The following is a 16,934-nucleotide window of genomic DNA, read 5'->3' on the forward strand; positions in this document are numbered from 1 at the left end:
AGGTTCCTTAACAGCAATCGGCTGACTTTGTAGGAGACACCCCATGATTTTCGACTGGCACTACGCTCTCTCGCTGTTGACCCTCGCAGACTTTTGGAACGCCGTATGGTTGGTCATCAAACTGAGTCTGGCCGCATGGCTCATCAGCATTGTGGCAGGCTTCCTGCTCGCTCTCGGAAAGCAGTCCACGTGGCGGCCGCTCTCATGGGCGTGTCGCAGCTACGTCTGGTTTTTCCGCAGCCTGCCTTTGCTCGTGCTGCTGATTTTTGTCTACAACCTTCCGCAGATTTTTCCATGGACGGGCTCGTTTCTCTCCAATGCGTTTTGGGCCGGGCTGATAGCCATGTCACTCAGCGAGACCGCATACGTAGCGGAAATCCACCGGGGCGGTCTTGCCGGCGTTCATAAGGGTCAGCTTGAGGCTGGAAAAGCACTCGGGATTGGCTACATCGGTCTCCAACGGCTCGTCGTTCTGCCGCAGGCGTTCCGTGTCGCCCTTCCGGCCCTCATCAACGAGTACATCAGCATGGTCAAGCTGACGTCGCTGGTGTCTGTTATTTCGCTTCAGGAAATCTTGCTCGTCGGCCAGCGCTTGTATACCCAGAACTTCAAAGTTCTGGAAACGATGCTCGCTGTGGCGGTCTATTACGTCCTCATCGTAACGGTCTTCGGGTATCTCCTAAGTTATGTCGAGAAACACCTCGATTTCACGCGCCGAAGCGGAGACGTTCATACCGGAGACGCGGCCGTCGCGGAAAAGGTAGTCCCGATTGTTGTGCCCGATTGCAAGCCAACGACCGCTATCGAGGCAGCGAATATCCGTAAACATTACGGCAGCCACCATGTACTGAAAGGGATCAATCTGAAGGTGATGACGGGCGAGGTAATCTCTGTCATCGGGCCGTCCGGATCGGGCAAAACGTCGCTGATTCGAACGCTGAACGGACTCGAATTGATCGACGATGGTGAAGTAAGACTCAACACCAGGCCGTTCCTCTCGAATCACAAAAGCTCCCATCAGTCGCGTGCCGCTTATCACGAAGGCATTCTGCACATCGGCATGGTGTTCCAGAGCTTTAATCTCTTTCCTCACCGGACCGTCCTGGAGAACGTTACCCTAGCCCCGCAATATCATTCCCGACTCAAGGGCGAGATGCTGGAGCGCCACGGTCTGAAGTTGCTCAACAAGGTGGGCATGGGGGCGCATGCGTACAAGTATCCGCACCAACTCTCCGGAGGCCAACAGCAACGAGTTGCCATTGCGCGCGCGCTGGCCATGGAGCCGTCCATCGTGCTGTTCGACGAGCCGACGTCGGCGCTTGATCCCGAACTGGTTGGTGAAGTCTTGCGTGTCATCGAAGACCTTGCTCGGGAAGGCATGACGATGATCATCGTCACGCACGAAATCGACTTCGCAATGAAAGTGTCCGATCGAATTCTCTTCATGGAGGGTGGCGTCGTCGCCCACGACATGACGCCCGCGCAGTACCAGGCCATGCCGCGTGATTCCCGCGTGGCCCGCTTCTTGAAGGGATGCCGGGAAGAGCACGAGCACGTCACGGCAACGGCTTGATAACGGACCTCTCAGCTTCGACAGGAACAAAACGATGACCTCTTTGCCATTCCCGGTAAGCGAGTTTGATGCTCGCTTAGAACGAACGCAGGCGTCTATGCGCAAAGCGGAACTGGATGCGCTCGTGCTAACGACGCCTGCGAATTTTCGTTACTTCACAGGTCTGGACAGTCAGTTCTGGGAAAGCCCCACCCGTCCCTGGTTTCTCGTGATTCCAGCCAGCGGCCCGACCATCGCGATTGTCCCGGCCATTGCTGAAGTTGTCGTGAAGCAGTGTGTAGCGGGCAGCGTGAGGACGTGGCCCTCGCCTCGGCCCGAAGACGAGGGCGTGTCGCTTCTCGCGTCCGTCGTGAACGATCTGCCCCGCCGGTTCGGACAGGTTGGATTCGAGCTGGGTCGTGAGTTCGCCTTGCGTATGCCGGTACTCGACTTTCTGCGGCTGCGCGACTTGTTGACGTCTGAGGCGGTTGACGGGTCGCCTTGCATTTGGGAAGTGCGCAACATTAAGTCACGTGCCGAAATCGAGAAAATCCGTCAGGCCGGTCAGATCGTCAGCCGCTCCTTCGCATCGGTCCCGGAATTTGCGAAGCTGGGGGTGACTGAAGCGCAGGCATCTCGGGATCTGACGGTGGATATTCTCTTGCGTGGTGCCGACACGGTGCCGTACGTGGCGTGTGCATCGGGGCCCGGCGGATACGATCAGATCATCGCACGCGGAAGCCGGCGTGAGTTGAGGGACGGCGATGTGCTGATTATCGACGTCGGCGCGACCATCGATGGATATTTTTGCGATTTCGATCGCAACTACGCCGTCGGAAAAATCTCGGACGATGCTCGTCGAGTTCACGATGCAGTCTGGGTCGCAACTGAAGTTGGGATCAACACCGCGAGAGCCGGCACAAAGGTCCGGGATCTTTGGAAGGCGATGATGGAAGTTCTCGAAGGGGCTGGTATGCGCGGCAACAACGTCGGACGGCTCGGTCACGGACTTGGCCTTCAGGTCACCGAGCCTCCGTCAAACAGTGCCGCGGACGAGGCAGTGTTGGAGCCTGGCATGGTCATCACCATCGAGCCTGGTATGGAGTACGAGCCAGGAAAGATGATTGTCCATGAAGAGAACATCACCATTACAGAGGACGGTTTTGCCGACGTCCTGACCGTTCGGGCCCCGCGAGAGATGTGGGCCATCAATTGAGCATTTAGACCGTAGGACGAACCATGACGGACCTTGCTTTCACCATCGACGAATACCGCAACCGACTTGAATTAATTCAACGAGAACTTCGCGCGCAGCAGATCGACGTCGCAATTCTGGACGAGCCGGAGATGATGGGCTGGCTTTCCGGCTACTGGACGACCGAAAACCTTTGGCGCGCGTGTGCAGTTCCGGCTGTCGGCGAGCCGGTTTTGCTCGTGAGGAAATTGGACATGGCACCCGCGAAGGAGCGGAGCTGGTTCAAACACATTGTTGGCTTTCTTGATTGGGACGATCCACTGCCGCTTTTGGTTGGAACTGCCCGAACGCTGAATTTCGCACTTGAGCGTGTGGCGGTTGATTTTCAATCGCACTCATTTACCGTTGCGCGGATGAGGGACCTGCGCGAGCTTCTTCCGCGCGCAGATATCTGCGATTTGAACCGCTCACTGTGGGATCTGCGCCGCTGCAAGTCCGAAGAAGAAATTACACTGATGCGGCGAGCTTCCGCGCTTGTCGACCAGGCGCTGAAGCACACTGTTTCTTCGATCGGTGAGGGTGTACTGCCTCGCATCGTTGCAGCCGAGACGGCAGCACAGGTTTATAAGCTCGGGTTCGACGACGGATTCATTGGCCCGATTACGGTCGCTACAGGATGGGATTCGTTGCATGGATTCATGCCCGAACGGCCTTTGAAAGCCGGAGACCTGGTTCATATCGAGCTTTTGCCGCGCCTGCGGGGTTACTCCGCTCGCATCATGCGTTGTGTCGCTGTGGGCGGTGCCAGCTCTGAACAGAAGCGCATAACGGCGTTGCTTGCCGAGATTCAGGATCGGCAGATCGAAGCAATGCGGCCGGGAGCGATTGCATCCGAGATAGACAGCATTGTTCGACGGGGAGTAATCGAAGCCGGCCTGCGTGAAACCTACGAGAACATCACTGGATACACGCTCGGCTTGACCCCGATCACCACCCAGCGGACCAGCGATCTTCATCGTTGCTTCAATCCGAAAGCTGATTGGAAACTCGAAGCGGGCATGGTGTTTCATGTCTATACCTCAGCGGCAGGGATCGCGCTAAGTGAGACGGTAGTCGTCAGGAAGGATGGTGGGGAACGATTGACGCGTTCGCCCCGCGTTCTTTTCGAACGATGAGAAACAGGCGGCGCCACAGTTCACACAGCCTTTACGTCACCCGTGGGACGGCGCAGCCCCGGAGATTGAACCCTCGCGCTGAGCCCACCCTGCGCCGCACCGCCCTGCGGCGCTTTGGAATCTCGCTGTGTCTGTGCGGGCAGCATGCGATCGAATGAGTCGAGAGTGATCAAAGCCGACGACGATAAAAATTTGCATTTGAGCTCCGTTAATAGAGACGTAATTGCCGGGGTGATGAAATATTATTGTGACTGACACGTGTCGCCTATTGAAGCCGTTTTGGCTGTCACGGAAGAATCGCGTGCCTGTTCGGCACCTCACATGGAGTAAAGATAGCGATGCTGATCAAAAATCCCCAAGCGTCCCGCCGCGCCTATCCGGACGACCTGCGCGCAGTGATGAATATCAAGTCAGCGCAGGAAAGCGGTATCTGGCTCTCACACTGGAATCAGATCAACCGGTCGGTCACGCCGTTGTGGGATCTTCCGGACGCAGCAGAAGCTTTCGGGATTGCACAACTGTGTCTCAAAGACGAGTCGGTGCGGTCGCCTCTTGGCAGCTTCAAGGCGCTTGGCGCTCCCGTGGCGTTGATGCGCCTTATCGCTCGGCTGTGGAGCTCGGAAGCGATGTTCGATCCACGAGTATTGATCAATGGCGGCTATTCCGGCCTGCTTGAAGGTCTCACTGTGATCAGTGCGACCGATGGTAATCACGGAAAGTCGCTTGCGGCGGCGGCTCAAGCCATTGGGTGCCGCTGCGTGATCGTGTTGCACGCCAATGTCAGCGTTGAGCGTGAAAAGTCGATTGCTGCATACAACGCCGAGATCATCCGGATTTCGGGCAACTACGACGAATCAGTGGAACATGCAGCGCATCTCTCCCAGACAAACGGCTGGCATGTCGTGTCCGACACTTCCTATGAAGGGTACGAAGCCATCCCGCGCGATGTCATGCAAGGCTATGGCGTCATTCCTGACGAAGTTGTCGCACAGCTGGAAAGCTCACCATCGAAGGCTCCTTTCACACACGTGTTCCTGCAGGGCGGCGTTGGCGGCCTCGCGGCTGGCATTGCGACGTATTTCTGGGAGCACTACGGTGTGCAACGCCCAACTTTCATCGTGGTTGAGCCTCAACAGGCGGATTGCCTCTATCAGAGCGCAATCGAAGGCTACGCGACTACGGCCACCGGCTCGGTCGACTCCGTGATGGCGGGTTTGGCTTGTGGTGAAGCTTCTCCACTCGCATGGAAGTTCCTTGAACCATGCGTCGACCATTTCATGACGATTTCAGACGATGACGCGGTGAAGGCGATGCAAACACTGGCACGAGGCACTGAAAGGGATGCGCCGCTGGTTGTCGGCGAATCCGGCGCTGCGGGATACGCCGGCGTGACAGTGTTGGCGCAAAACCCAGAGCAAGCTCGCGAGGTGGGCCTGACGTCCGAATCGCGGGTGCTGGTGATCAGTACGGAAGGGGCCACGGCACCGAACACCTACTCCGAACTTGTTGGAGAATCCGCTCAATCGGTGCTGGCGCGGCAGCAGGAGTGGCTGCAGGGCTGCGCTGTACGGTGACAGTGATGAATATGACTGTTGAACTGGATCACGCGTTCGGCCGTCCGTTGCAGGAAAGCTTGCGCAATTGGCGACACCACCTCCATCGGAACCCGGAGACGGGCTTTGAGGAGGTCCGGACCTCCGACTATGTCGCACGGATTCTTTCCGCGCTCGGCCTCGAAGTACATCGCAATATCGGTGGCACGGGGTTGGTTGCCAACCTTAAGGTCGGCAACAGTCATCGAGCCATCGGCGTGCGTGCCGACATGGACGCACTGGAGATCGCCGAAAACGCACCTGGTCGGGCTTACGCCTCGTGCTCGCCGGGCAAAATGCACGCGTGCGGTCACGACGGGCACATGGCCATGGTTCTCGGAGCCGCGCGGCTGCTAGCTGAAAGTAAGGATTTCGATGGCACGGTCCGGTTCATCTTTCAACCCGGCGAAGAACACGGTCGCGGTGCGAAAGCAATGATGGCGGATGGACTGTTCGAGCGCTTCCCGGTCGAAGCGATCTTCGGCGCGCACAATATGCCAGGCATGCCTGCAGGCAGTTTTGCGACCCGCCGAGGCGGAATCATGGCGAGCGAGGACAACTTCGTCATCGTCGTCCGGGGGCGAGGCACGCATGCCGCGCGTCCGCATATGGGCGTCGATCCGATCGTCGTCGCGTCTCAGATCGTGCTTGCGCTCCAGACGGTCGTCTCGCGCAATCTCGACCCGAGTCTTTCTGCCGTTATCTCTTGCACCGAGTTCATAACAGATGGACTTCGCAATGTGGTTCCATCGACAGTGACGATCAAGGGGGACACGCGTAGCTATCTCCCTGAAGTGCAGCGCCTGCTTGAAACCCGGATGCGTGAGATTAGCGAAGGTATCTGCCGCACGAACGGTATCGAGTGCGACTTCAGCTATACGCATGAGTTCGCCCCGACCGTGAACAGCGCAGAGTTCGTAGACACAGCGGTAACCGCAGCCGCGAACGTAGCCGGTTCAGAAAAGGTGGACGCTAACGTCCAACCGATGATGATCTCCGAGGACTTCGGCGCCTTCCTTCAGGTTGTGCCTGGGAACTTCATTTTCATCGGTAACGGGGATGAGTCGCAGCGCGGCAATGTTCCATTGCACAACGCGGCTTACGATTTCAACGACGACATTCTTGATAGGGGTGCTCGCTACTTCGCAGAGGTCGTTCGGGTGGCGCTTGCTGGCAGGTAGGCACCCCGCGTATTCCGCACAACTGTGACTTGGTACGAAGACATGATGAACGAGACAGGTGACCGGCAAACAGCCATCAGGCTGGCAGAGGTGGTTTTCGACTCCGGCGATTTCCTGGCCGACCTTGACCGACGCGTACACTACCGGACGGAAAGCCAGGATTCTGCTAAGGCGGGGACTTTGCTGTCATATCTCACCGATGAGATTGCCCCCACGCTGCAAAGGCTGGGGTTCGAGACGCGATGCGTGCGCAATCCTTCTGGCGTGGACGCGCCAATTCTGCTCGCCTCGCGGTGGGAGAGCGAATCACTGCCTACAATTGTCACGTACGCGCATGGAGATGTAGTGCGGGGCCAGGATGCGCAATGGCGCTTCGGATTGGAGCCGTGGCGCATCGTGGTGGAAGACGATCGCTGGTACGGTCGGGGGATCGCGGACAACAAAGGGCAGCACTCGATCAACCTGGCCGCACTGGCGGCAGTGATTGAGGCCCGCAGAGGCAAGCTCGGCTACAACGTGAAAGTGATCTTCGAGACCGGTGAGGAGATTGATTCGCCGGGCCTTGACGCGCTGTGCGCTTCCGAACGGAAGTTTCTCGCCGGCGACCTGTTCATCGCGTCCGATGGTCCGCGCGTGTCCGCCGAGCGGCCGACGGTCTTCCTGGGATCGCGAGGCGAACTGAACTTTGAACTGACGGTGGCCCTGCGCGAAGGGGGGCATCACTCAGGGAACTGGGGCGGAATCCTTCGAAATCCTGCAACTGTGTTGGCGAGCGCAATTTCATCAATCATCGATAACAACGGCCGACTTCAGGTTAAGGAGCTGCTGCCTCCGCCCATACCGGACGCCGTGCGCGATGCAATTGCGGGTATTGAGATTGGCAAAGACAGTAACGCGCCGTATATAGATCCTGCCTGGGGGCAGCCCGGCTTAACAATCGCGGAACGGGTTCTCGCATGGAACACAATCGAAGTTCTGGCATTTACCGCGGGTAACCCCGAGGCTCCGGTCGGCTCCATTCCCCCGACTGCCAAGGCTTACTGTCAGATGCGGTTTGTCGTTGGAACGGACTGGAAGAACGCCGGACAACACCTTACGAATCACTTGAAGGAATGCGGGATCAGCGACGTACAGGTGACGGTGACGTCGGTATCGAAGGCAACTCGTCTCGACGTCAGGCATCCCTGGGTCAATTGGGCCATGACATCGATCGAGCGCACCACTGGCAAGCGTCCGGCGCTTATACCTAATCTTGGTGGGACCGTGCCTAACGCTGTATTCGCGCAGACGCTTGGCTTGCCCACCATATGGATTCCGCATTCGTATCCCGCCTGTTCGCAGCATGCGCCGAATGAACACCTCCTTGCCTCGGTCGCGCGTGAAGCACTCGCATTAATGGCAGGCGTGTGGTGGGATCTCGGCGAAGGCGCGGCAGCGTCGATAGCATCAACCATCAGGCGCTGAACCGATCGACAGCCGGACGAACCATTGCACGTCCGTGAGCGAAGAACGGCAGATCTACATCGTTTCGCTGCCGCCTGGACGTCAAGCGACCCACGACAACAAGGCACATACGTCTCGGTCCAGAGTGCGGCGAGGTCGGAGCGGAGCAGCCGTCAGTTGGTCCCGGCGACTGGCAGGCAGCAGAAGCGGCCCCCGCGGCCTGATGTCGTCGCCCGTTGTTCACGCCTACGACCTGAAACTGGCGTAGCCCATGTGCGCGCGAGCGCAGTCGAGTAGCGATGATGAGGTGGAAGTTTTTGCCCCGGGGAGGGAGTTTTGCAACAGGTCTAACAGCAACGCTATGGTCAGAAAACCCTCTGACGTCCCGATCGCGAGCCTCAGTACTCTCGGGCACCGACCCGCCATACTGGGAGTTGCGCCGCGGTATGAACCTGCCAGTGCCCGAACAAGGCTGTATCACGAATTGACTAACGCTCCGCCCGCTCACCAGCCCCATCGAAAGCGGATATTTCAACAACTGGCGGTACGGTGCGCTCCATAGCTCGCTTCTCCTTGAATGTGGCAGGGCTCAGTCGTCGACGGTCGATCACAAGATCGAAGACATCAAACCGGTTGTAGTAGCCGACGATGTCATGAAATTGCTTTGGCTCGACACACTGTTCCAGCTCGAAGGTCGCGTAAGCAATGCCTTCTTCGGTTTGCAATGTGTCGCCAATCACGGCGCCGGTTGGGTCGAGGAATTGTGTCGCTGCCCGGGGCGTCGTCTCGAGCACCTCGCGTGCCTGCTTGTCGCCGTTCGAATGGAGAGCGTCGAGCATTGTGTCGTCCATGAATCCTGCGTTCAGAATCCCAAAGGCCTTCGCCTCGAACGAGTGACCGCCTGCACGGATCCGATTTGCCGCGAGGTTGTCGAAGTTCGTGCCGGAGCCGGGCGGGCGTGTCGGCCAGATAGCGGGCCATGCGGAAATATGAATCTGCTCGCCCTGCGCCGCGAGGGAGTACTGGGCGAGGGGATTTGTGTTCTCGCCACAGATGAGCGCGCCGATCTTGCCAATTCTGGTGTTGCTGACCTTTAGTCTTTAGTCCGAAGCCGTCGCCGGGTGCCCAGACCATCTTCTCGTAGAACGTCGGAACGAGCTTGCGATGATGATTGATGATTTGACCATCATCGCCGATGAGGATGATGGAGTTCCACAGGCAGCCCACGCTGACGTCGGTGGCTTCGCTAAAGCCCATCGAAACGAAAACGCTGCATCGCTTCGCCGCAGCCCGAATCAGTGCGATTTCCGGGCCGTCGACGTGGATGCTGTTCCCGACCATGCGCTTGAACCACTCGTGGTTGTAAATCGGCGCCCACAGCGCTGCCCATACAGGGAACCCAGGGATGAAGGATTCAGGAAACGAAATCAGTTCGGCACCGTTTCTGCTTGCTTCCTCGATAAGGGATAGCGCCTTTTGCACCGTGGCAGGTGCGTTCATGTATACGGAGGCGACGTGTGCGGCTGCGACTTTTACGGTTGGAAGTGTCATGTTGTGCTCGATAGTGGCTCGATGGAAAACTCGCATCTGCGGTCTGGAGACCGTGTGTACCTAGACCTGCATAAATGTAGGGATACTTACTAAATCAGGCTTTCTCCGATCATGTATTGTTGTAAACGGCGGTCGAAATCCGACACTAAATGGCGGCGCGTGTTTTTTGAGCACGCTTGTTGCTTGGCGTTGTTTGACGAAAAGTCCCGTAGCGGGGTCAAGGGCAAGCGGAGCTTGGCGAAGCGGACCCTTGACGTCGCGAAGGGGCGATATGCTGAGACATGGGAGCGGCGACGTCCGCTCCCATGCAAGCGGATTTACGCCGCCGTTTAGTGTCGGATTTGCGCCGCCGACAACAATTGTGGGCGTCGAACCGGGTCGACGCCCAATCCGGTCTCGACCCTAACGTTCGAGTCCCATTTCGGGACTGCAAGTCATTCCGTTATCGCAAGTTCGATGGAATGAATGGCGTTACGCGCGTGCGCTTGGGGTTGCCCTTGGCCGTTTGCATCGAAACAGCGGCAGGACAGCGTGTGTTTTCCCGGTCCAAGCGACACGGGGATCGAGAACGATTGCCACCCGAATCCCTCGCGAGCGTCAACCATCGCCGCAAGCCAGTTCTGTCCGCCGTCGACGCTGACCTCGACGCGCGACACACCGGCTTCCGCCCACGCCCATCCAGTGACGCGAAACTCATGGTTGGCTCGCACCATGGCGTCAGCGCCTGACGAGACAATCACGCACTCCGGCGCAATCTCCCAGACCGGTTTCGTTCCCGTCGCGGTGATGTCGTTATAGAACCGGGTTGTATAGGGTCCGGGCGCGCGAGTGCTCGACACCGATATCCGCCCGACCCACTTCACGGAGTTCGTTCCATACCAACCTGGAACGACGAGCCGCACCGGCCCGCCCCTGTCCGACGTAAGCGGCTTTCCGTTCATCGACACCGCCAGCAGGACATCCGGCGAAAGCGCCTTCGCCAGCGGGAGATCTTTTACGAATGGTTCGTCTTTCAGACCGGCGAACTCGCCCCATTCGAGACCTTGAGTCCAGACGAACGCCGCTTCAGGCAGAAGATCGCAACTGTCCAGGACGTCGCGCAACCGCGCGCCGCACCACACAACATTGCCCACGCGCCGTTTGGGTTCCCTCGGTGTGAGCGGACTGCCGGCGCACTCATGCACGGAGACAATTTCATGTTGCGGCAATCGCAGAATGTCCGCCAGCGTGAGGGTTCTTTCACGGGCCACCAGGCCACCTATGTGAAGGCGCCAGGTCTCAGGTCGAATGCTTGCCAGCGCCATGTGCGTAACAACAAACAGCGTGTCGTCGTCTGTAACGTAGGACGTAAGGTCGGCGACTCCATGCTCGGGATACCGCAACGCGTATCCCTCGCGAGTGAGCGTCACCTCTCCGGACTCCGTTACTTTTGTCTCGAGCATCGCTATCCTTGTCAGTCCGCGTCTTGTGCGTCAGTCGCCGAAGCGGGCGTCGACCCGCACATCCCTGGACATCGAGATTACATTGCCGGTGGAATCCCGAAAACAGGCGAATCCGCACGGTGTCGTGCATTTTTGCAACACGCGATGACCGCAACTCGTGTGACCTTCCATGCGCGCGACGCAAGGGCGCCAGCGCTACTCCGGTTTTCCTGTAGCGTGAGCGAGCATTGCGTCGCCGATTTCGTGGTTTCCCAGCTGCACGAGCGCATTGCCAGCGCCTTGCGCGTCACGTCCAACTTCGTCTTGCCCAAGTTTGCTTTTGCCAACGAGGCGGGTGATCTCGATCTCGAGTCCGATCAGACGTTGAAGTAATTCGTCGAGGTAGTCTGCCGGCGCGTCGCTCATCTTCCACGGGACTGGCTGCGACGCTTCATGTGCGCGAGTGAGTCTGGCCACCACGCTTCGTACAAATCTTTCGTCGTCGCGGAAGCGCACACGTCCGTGTGCGTGAACAACAATGTAGTTCCACGTCGGCACTTGCCGGTGCGATTCCTGTTTGGTCGGATACCAGTTTGGCGAGATATAGGCGTCTCCTGCCTGGAAGACGACGAGAACTTCATCGCCGTTCAGGACGTTGTGCCATAGGGGATTCGCTCGCGAGATATGCGCGTTTAGCACGCCAAGTTCCCCTTCGTTGGCTGCAAGGTCAAACGGGATGTGGTTCGCATCGAGTCCGTTGCTGCCGTGCGTGAACAGGGTGCCAAGCGAGCGTTTGACAATGTGTTCATGCAGAACGCGGGTTCGGGACTCGGCGAAGTGGGAGGGTAGATACATGTCGGCTCGGTCTGTGGATGTGGGCGCAGAAAGAGAATGAATCCATCTTTTCACGCGAACGTTTATGGGTATTGCGGCGTTCCGGGAGGTATGGCCTTCCATTGGCAACGACAATCGCAGCATCGCGGCGCGGGCCAGGAGGAGCACGCGCGATTCCCGGCAATTCTCCGGTGGTGGATATCTTTTGCCCTTGTTGTGCACGGCGGCATCCGCAGCGAAGAGGGCGGCGCCCCTCCCGGCGAGTGCGACGACCTGCGTGGCTTCGGGCGGCAGCAGGAAACTAGCGGCCGCTCCGGTTTCCGCTAGTCGGAGCCGAAGCCGATCAATCTCGAATCGATCATTGCACCTGGCATCATAAGATTGAGTCCGTCGGTCAATCGAGCGCCTGCTTCATGAAGCGCTTCCAATGGCATGGCCGGCAAGCTTTCAAGAATAAACCACATCTGTTTTGCATCGGAATCCAGCCTGGTTCTGGTGCCCTGACGCCAGTTCCAGCGCCGGCATGTGACGCCGTGATCGTCACGCCAAACGACTTCTCCTGCGTCAACCATTTCGTGGACGGGCGCACCGTCCTTTACGGTGTCGAAGTGCTCCGTTCCGTTGGCAATCACGAGCCTCGGCATGCCAATGTAGGCGGCAAAATTTTCGCCGCCGACGGGAACGGCGTATTCAATGCTGACGGCGTTGTACAGGTCGACTACCGGGTTCACGCCTGGAACGCTGCCGTCGCGCATCGCTCGTTTTCGCAAGGCATCAGCCGAACATGGCGTCCGTTGTGGCTTGGCTCCGAACCTCCTGAACAACTCCGCCCAGGCCGACAGATGAGTTTCTTTCCATCCTGAGTCGTTGGCAGTCAATGCTTGGCAAGCTCGTACCAAAGCTTTGGCGCCGACACTCGGGTCGACGATCCGGGTGGGCTCAACGCTGATGCTGAGCGCGCGAAACCCTGGCGCGAGGCTCGCAATGGCCGGATCGATTGACGGAAGAACTCTGAACATTGGAAACTGCACCAGTGACTATTCTTGTCCTATAATACCGACCAATGACCAAAAAAGTCAATATATCGACCGACTCGGGAGCAAACGTCGAGGCCGTCAGTGCGGCGGTTGCCGCCCGGATCAAAGGGTACCGAAAGGAGCGCAAGCTCTCGCTCGATGAGCTTTCGCGGCGCGCTGGCGTTAGCAAAGGCATGCTGGTCGAGATTGAGAAATGCGCTGCCAATCCAAGCATTGCGATCCTGTGCAGGATTTCGGCGGCGTTGGGTGTGTCGGTGGCGGACATCGTCGACGTAGCTAGCGCGCCGTCGATGCGTCTGATCGCGGACACGGACATCCCGACTTTGTGGACCGGCCCCAAGGGCGGGTCGGCGCGTCTGCTTGCAGGCACGAGCGGGCCGAACATGATTGAATTGTGGCGCTGGGAAATGCAGCCTGGAGAGCGGTTTGAGTCGCCCGGACATCCGCAGGGAACGTTCGAGCTATGTCATGTGGAGCATGGGCGACTCACGATGACGGTAGGGGATGCGGAGCTTGCCGTCTCTGCCGGTTCGTCGGCAGCGGCGAAGACAGATGCACCCCATTGCTACGCAAATAATGACGCGGCAAAGCTGATATTCACTATGGTGGTTGCCGAGATTCATCAACTGGCGACGTTGCTTTGATTGAGCGTGATAACCCTGCGTGAAAATTTGCTTCGATCGTACGCGCGACGCAACGGGAGCCGACGACAAGCGATGCGGTCAGCCGTTCGTGATGCGGTATTGACAGATCAGTCGACCTTCTCGTAGGCATTGTTCCCGAAACACGGCACACCGGGCGTGTCCCGATGCCGGGGTGCCGCCGTGAAGCTGTCTTTTCCAAGGAGAAATTCCCATGCCGATGCTGAAATTCGACCTCATCCAGGGCCGCACCGACGAACAGGTGCGCAACCTTCTCGATGCAACGCACGAGGCGATGGTACAGGCCTTCAATGTACCGGTTTCCGACCGATATCAATGCGTCACGCAGCATCGCCCTGGCGAGTTGGTCTTAGAGGATACGGGGCTCGGCTACAGGCGTTCAAAAGACGTCGTATTGCTGACGGCGGTGAGCCGGAAGCGCTCCGAAGCGCAGAAAATTGAGTTCTACCGGTTGCTCGTCGAGAACCTGCAAACGCAGTGTGGCATCTCGCCGGACGACGTGATCGTTTCGATTGTCGAGAACGACGACGCTGACTGGTCTTTCGGCAGGGGGCGCGCGCAGTTCATTACCAAGGAACTGACGTGATGCCGGCCAGCTTTGATGCCGCGCGGCGACCGCTCGTTGACACGTAAAGGCCGATGAAACCCTTCTTGATGTAACCAGGGGAGGGCGCGTCTTTATGATCCGCTGACGGGCAATCTGATACCCGACAAAGCAAGAACAACGATCAAGACACGCTGTCCGGGGCGTTGCTCGCGCAGCGGCGACGGCGCACCGTTTTTTCTGAAGCGTTGAGCTATTGCGGCAATGCGTTCCAGTATCAGCTGAGAATCGAGCGGGCAAAGAGATAGCACGCTCGAAATGAGATTGCCCAACCAATTGTTTCTTGCGCGCGAGCCGGCAAACTTCCTTTCCGCTCAGCCTTTCATGTGTGGTGTTATCGCATGGAACTCGCGATGCAGCAACGCGCGGCTGCGCGGGTACGATCCTGCGCTCAGCGCTCCAATGCCTCCTTGATAAGCCGCTGCCTTTCGCCGGCCAGGCGGCTGCTCAGATTGGAGTTTCCAAGGAACGTGCGCTCTTTGGAGCGGCCATAGCCGATGCTAGCTATAGCGGACTGCGAAGTTTTCCGGCCTCCCGTTCGTGCCGAAGCGCGACGGCTAGATCTCGTTTCATCGAGACAAGTTCGGCCATCGCTCTTCAACGTATCGTCCGGATTTATCGAATACTCTTGTTGACTTCGAATTTTCACTGTAATTGAAAAGGTGCAACCTGCCGAATGATTGGACGCAACGCGCCGGTGTCTGCTTGCGGCAGCCCAGGCGAACCAGGACAGGAGTGCACCGGCGATAGATGATCTTGCGTGGGGCGAACCCGGCTTGGCAGTCGCCGAACCGGTCTTCGCCTTGAGCACCATCGAAGATTCGTCTGTCCAGAGATACGGTTGTAGCGTTCCGGATGCCAGCGTGTAGCCACGCGCACCGCCGTGCGAGTACTTCTGTAACGCACACCCGCCACCAGATTGTCCTGTTAAAACGGACACTGTGTCGAACGATCGACGGCTTCTGTACAAACCCGCAGGTCCCTATACTCGGGTTTGCGTTCGCTGTACTCGTCAAGCGAGTTGTAAATTTCACGGGAGTCGATGATGAAGAAGAGTTTTTTGACGTTGATCACATCGCTGGCCGCATCGTTTGCGGTTGCGGCGAACGACAACACCCATTTATCCGCGCACAGTAGTGCTGCGCGTTATCCGACCACATATCGAACGGTGAAGGTCGACGGCCTCGATATTTTCTATCGCGAAGCTGGCCCAAACGATGCGCCGACGATATTGCTGCTGCACGGCTTTCCGTCCTCATCACGCATGTTCGAGCCGCTCTTCGCGCGGCTGGCGGATCGATATCACCTCGTTGCACTGGATTATCCAGGCTTCGGTCATAGCTCTGCACCTTCCCAGACGGACTTTGCCTACACATTCGATCACATTGCTTCGGTGACCAATGACTTCGTTGAAGCGCTCGGGCTCAGGCGTTACGTGCTGTATATGCAGGACTATGGCGGTCCGATCGGCTTCCGGCTTGCGATGGCGCATCCGGAGCGGGTCGCCGGGTTGGTGGTGCAAAATGCGGTCGCGCATGAGGATGGGCTTGGCCCTCTGTGGGAGAAGCGCCGTGCGTTCTGGGCTGACCGCGAAGCCAACGAAGCCGCCCTGCAGGGCAACTTCCTTTCTCTGGAGGCGACGAAACAACGTCATCTGGGATCGACGCCTAATCCCGAGCGGTATGACCCGGATCTGTGGGCCGACGAGTACGCGTTTCTGAATCGACCGGGTCAGAAGGAAATACAGACGGAGCTCTTCTATGATTACCGGACGAACGTCGCGTCCTATCCGGCATGGCAGGACTGGATGAGGAGGGCGCAACCGGCGGCGCTCGTCGTGTGGGGCCGGTACGACCCGTCGTTTCAGATCGCGGAAGCGGCAGCCTACGCTCGGGATCTTCCGAAAGCTGATATTCATGTGATCGACGCCGGTCATTTCGCGTTGGACGAACAGCCCGACGCGATTGCAGCACTCGTTCACGGCTTCATGCGACGCCTGCCCCGGGGTTGAGGACATTCGAACACCATACCGGTCGGCGGGAAGTTGTGTTGTGTAGCGCGTCCGGGCGGAATCATTTGCGAGCCGGTGGACGTTTGGGCATTTTTCGCGTCAGCGGCTGGCGCCGGACTACGGTGGCACGTCGGACAGCGAGGAAAAGTCGGATAGGGCGGTCATGGTGGTCGGTCAAGCAGATCGAATGCGTAAACACGCGTGAGGAGAAGGGTGCATGAGCAACGCCCCGTTGACTGCCGGTATCGACCATATCGGGTTGACCGTCCCTGATCTTGCGACCACACGTGATTTTTATTGAATGTCTCGGCTGGCGCTAGGTAGGCGAGCGTCCGAGTATCCCGCCGTTTTCGTGTCGGACGGTGCGGTGACATTGACGTTGTGGGAAGTCAAGAACCGGACTTCGCTAGTTGAATTCGATCGCAAGACCAACATCGGGCTTCACCATCTTGCGCTTCGTCTCGCGAGTGAAGATGCCCTTGTGAAAGTGTTTTCGAAAGTATCCCAGTGGCCTGGAGTGCGAGTCGCATTTTCGCCCAAAGCGCTCGGAGCCGGACCGAAGCGCCATGCAATGGTGTACGAGCCTGGCGGCATTCGGGCGGAGTTCGACTACGACCCGCGTCTGGTCCAGTGAGTCGTAAATCCGCTTCATGCCTGATCTTGCTGCGCGAGGAGG

Annotated in this window: 12 protein-coding genes and 2 pseudogenes; 10 read left to right on the plus strand and 4 right to left on the minus strand. The window is 58.3% G+C overall.

Annotation, left to right across the window (positions count from 1 at the left end; all coding sequences use genetic code 11):
- The first annotated feature begins 43 nt into the window (after nucleotides 1-43).
- The 6 genes from OKW35_RS36585 to OKW35_RS36610 all read left to right on the plus strand — a co-directional run bounded on the left by OKW35_RS36585 (nucleotide 44) and on the right by OKW35_RS36610 (nucleotide 8,159).
- Nucleotides 44-1,573 (plus strand): amino acid ABC transporter permease/ATP-binding protein, encoded by a 1,530-nt coding sequence (locus OKW35_RS36585; RefSeq protein ID WP_429554606.1) that lies wholly within the window; start codon nucleotides 44-46, stop codon nucleotides 1,571-1,573.
- Nucleotides 1,574-1,607: 34 nt separating this feature from the next.
- Complete coding sequence (locus OKW35_RS36590) at nucleotides 1,608-2,768, plus strand: M24 family metallopeptidase (protein WP_429554607.1); 1,161 nt, start codon at nucleotides 1,608-1,610, stop codon at nucleotides 2,766-2,768.
- 23 nt (nucleotides 2,769-2,791) lie between these two features.
- A complete protein-coding gene (locus tag OKW35_RS36595; protein WP_121325552.1) occupies nucleotides 2,792-3,922 on the plus strand; it encodes a M24 family metallopeptidase in 1,131 nt (376 codons plus the stop codon).
- Nucleotides 3,923-4,260: 338 nt separating this feature from the next.
- Nucleotides 4,261-5,496, plus strand: a complete 1,236-nt coding sequence (locus OKW35_RS36600) for a diaminopropionate ammonia-lyase (RefSeq protein WP_429554608.1) — start codon at nucleotides 4,261-4,263, stop codon at nucleotides 5,494-5,496.
- 11 nt (nucleotides 5,497-5,507) lie between these two features.
- Nucleotides 5,508-6,695 carry a M20 aminoacylase family protein gene (locus OKW35_RS36605; protein ID WP_429555118.1) on the plus strand — a complete coding sequence of 396 codons (1,188 nt, stop codon included), beginning with the start codon at nucleotides 5,508-5,510 and terminating at the stop codon, nucleotides 6,693-6,695.
- A 42-nt stretch (nucleotides 6,696-6,737) separates the two neighbouring features.
- Nucleotides 6,738-8,159 (plus strand): M20 family metallopeptidase, encoded by a 1,422-nt coding sequence (locus OKW35_RS36610; RefSeq protein WP_429554609.1) that lies wholly within the window; start codon nucleotides 6,738-6,740, stop codon nucleotides 8,157-8,159.
- Between the two features lie 467 nt (nucleotides 8,160-8,626).
- Here OKW35_RS36610 and OKW35_RS36615 read toward each other — a convergent pair.
- The 4 genes and pseudogenes from OKW35_RS36615 to OKW35_RS36630 all read right to left on the minus strand — a co-directional run bounded on the left by OKW35_RS36615 (nucleotide 8,627) and on the right by OKW35_RS36630 (nucleotide 12,963).
- Nucleotides 8,627-9,689 (minus strand): annotated as a pseudogene (locus tag OKW35_RS36615) (carbon-nitrogen hydrolase family protein).
- A 434-nt stretch (nucleotides 9,690-10,123) separates the two neighbouring features.
- Entirely contained in the window at nucleotides 10,124-11,131 is a 1,008-nt protein-coding gene (locus OKW35_RS36620) for a molybdopterin-dependent oxidoreductase (RefSeq protein ID WP_429554610.1), read from the minus strand.
- Nucleotides 11,132-11,326: 195 nt separating this feature from the next.
- Nucleotides 11,327-11,965 (minus strand): FMN-binding negative transcriptional regulator, encoded by a 639-nt coding sequence (locus OKW35_RS36625; RefSeq protein ID WP_429555119.1) that lies wholly within the window; start codon nucleotides 11,963-11,965, stop codon nucleotides 11,327-11,329.
- Nucleotides 11,966-12,267: 302 nt separating this feature from the next.
- Complete coding sequence (locus OKW35_RS36630; protein WP_116117545.1) at nucleotides 12,268-12,963, minus strand: B3/B4 domain-containing protein; 696 nt, start codon at nucleotides 12,961-12,963, stop codon at nucleotides 12,268-12,270.
- A gap of 44 nt (nucleotides 12,964-13,007) precedes the next feature.
- Here OKW35_RS36630 and OKW35_RS36635 point away from each other — a divergent pair, with 44 nt between their 5' ends.
- The 4 genes and pseudogenes from OKW35_RS36635 (at nucleotide 13,008) to OKW35_RS36650 (ending at nucleotide 16,892) form a co-directional block, all read left to right on the plus strand.
- Nucleotides 13,008-13,625 (plus strand): cupin domain-containing protein, encoded by a 618-nt coding sequence (locus OKW35_RS36635; RefSeq protein ID WP_429554611.1) that lies wholly within the window; start codon nucleotides 13,008-13,010, stop codon nucleotides 13,623-13,625.
- A gap of 211 nt (nucleotides 13,626-13,836) precedes the next feature.
- Nucleotides 13,837-14,229 (plus strand): tautomerase family protein, encoded by a 393-nt coding sequence (locus OKW35_RS36640; RefSeq protein ID WP_116117543.1) that lies wholly within the window; start codon nucleotides 13,837-13,839, stop codon nucleotides 14,227-14,229.
- Nucleotides 14,230-15,292: 1,063 nt separating this feature from the next.
- Nucleotides 15,293-16,258: an alpha/beta fold hydrolase gene (locus OKW35_RS36645; protein WP_429555120.1), complete on the plus strand. Its 966-nt coding sequence runs from the start codon at nucleotides 15,293-15,295 to the stop codon at nucleotides 16,256-16,258.
- Nucleotides 16,259-16,475: 217 nt separating this feature from the next.
- A pseudogene (locus OKW35_RS36650) lies at nucleotides 16,476-16,892 on the plus strand (VOC family protein).
- Nucleotides 16,893-16,934: the final 42 nt, after the last annotated feature.

Origin of the sequence: Paraburkholderia sp. MM5477-R1, from assembly GCF_050436385.1 — a bacterium.
Classification (GTDB): Bacteria; Pseudomonadota; Gammaproteobacteria; order Burkholderiales; family Burkholderiaceae; genus Paraburkholderia; species Paraburkholderia tuberum.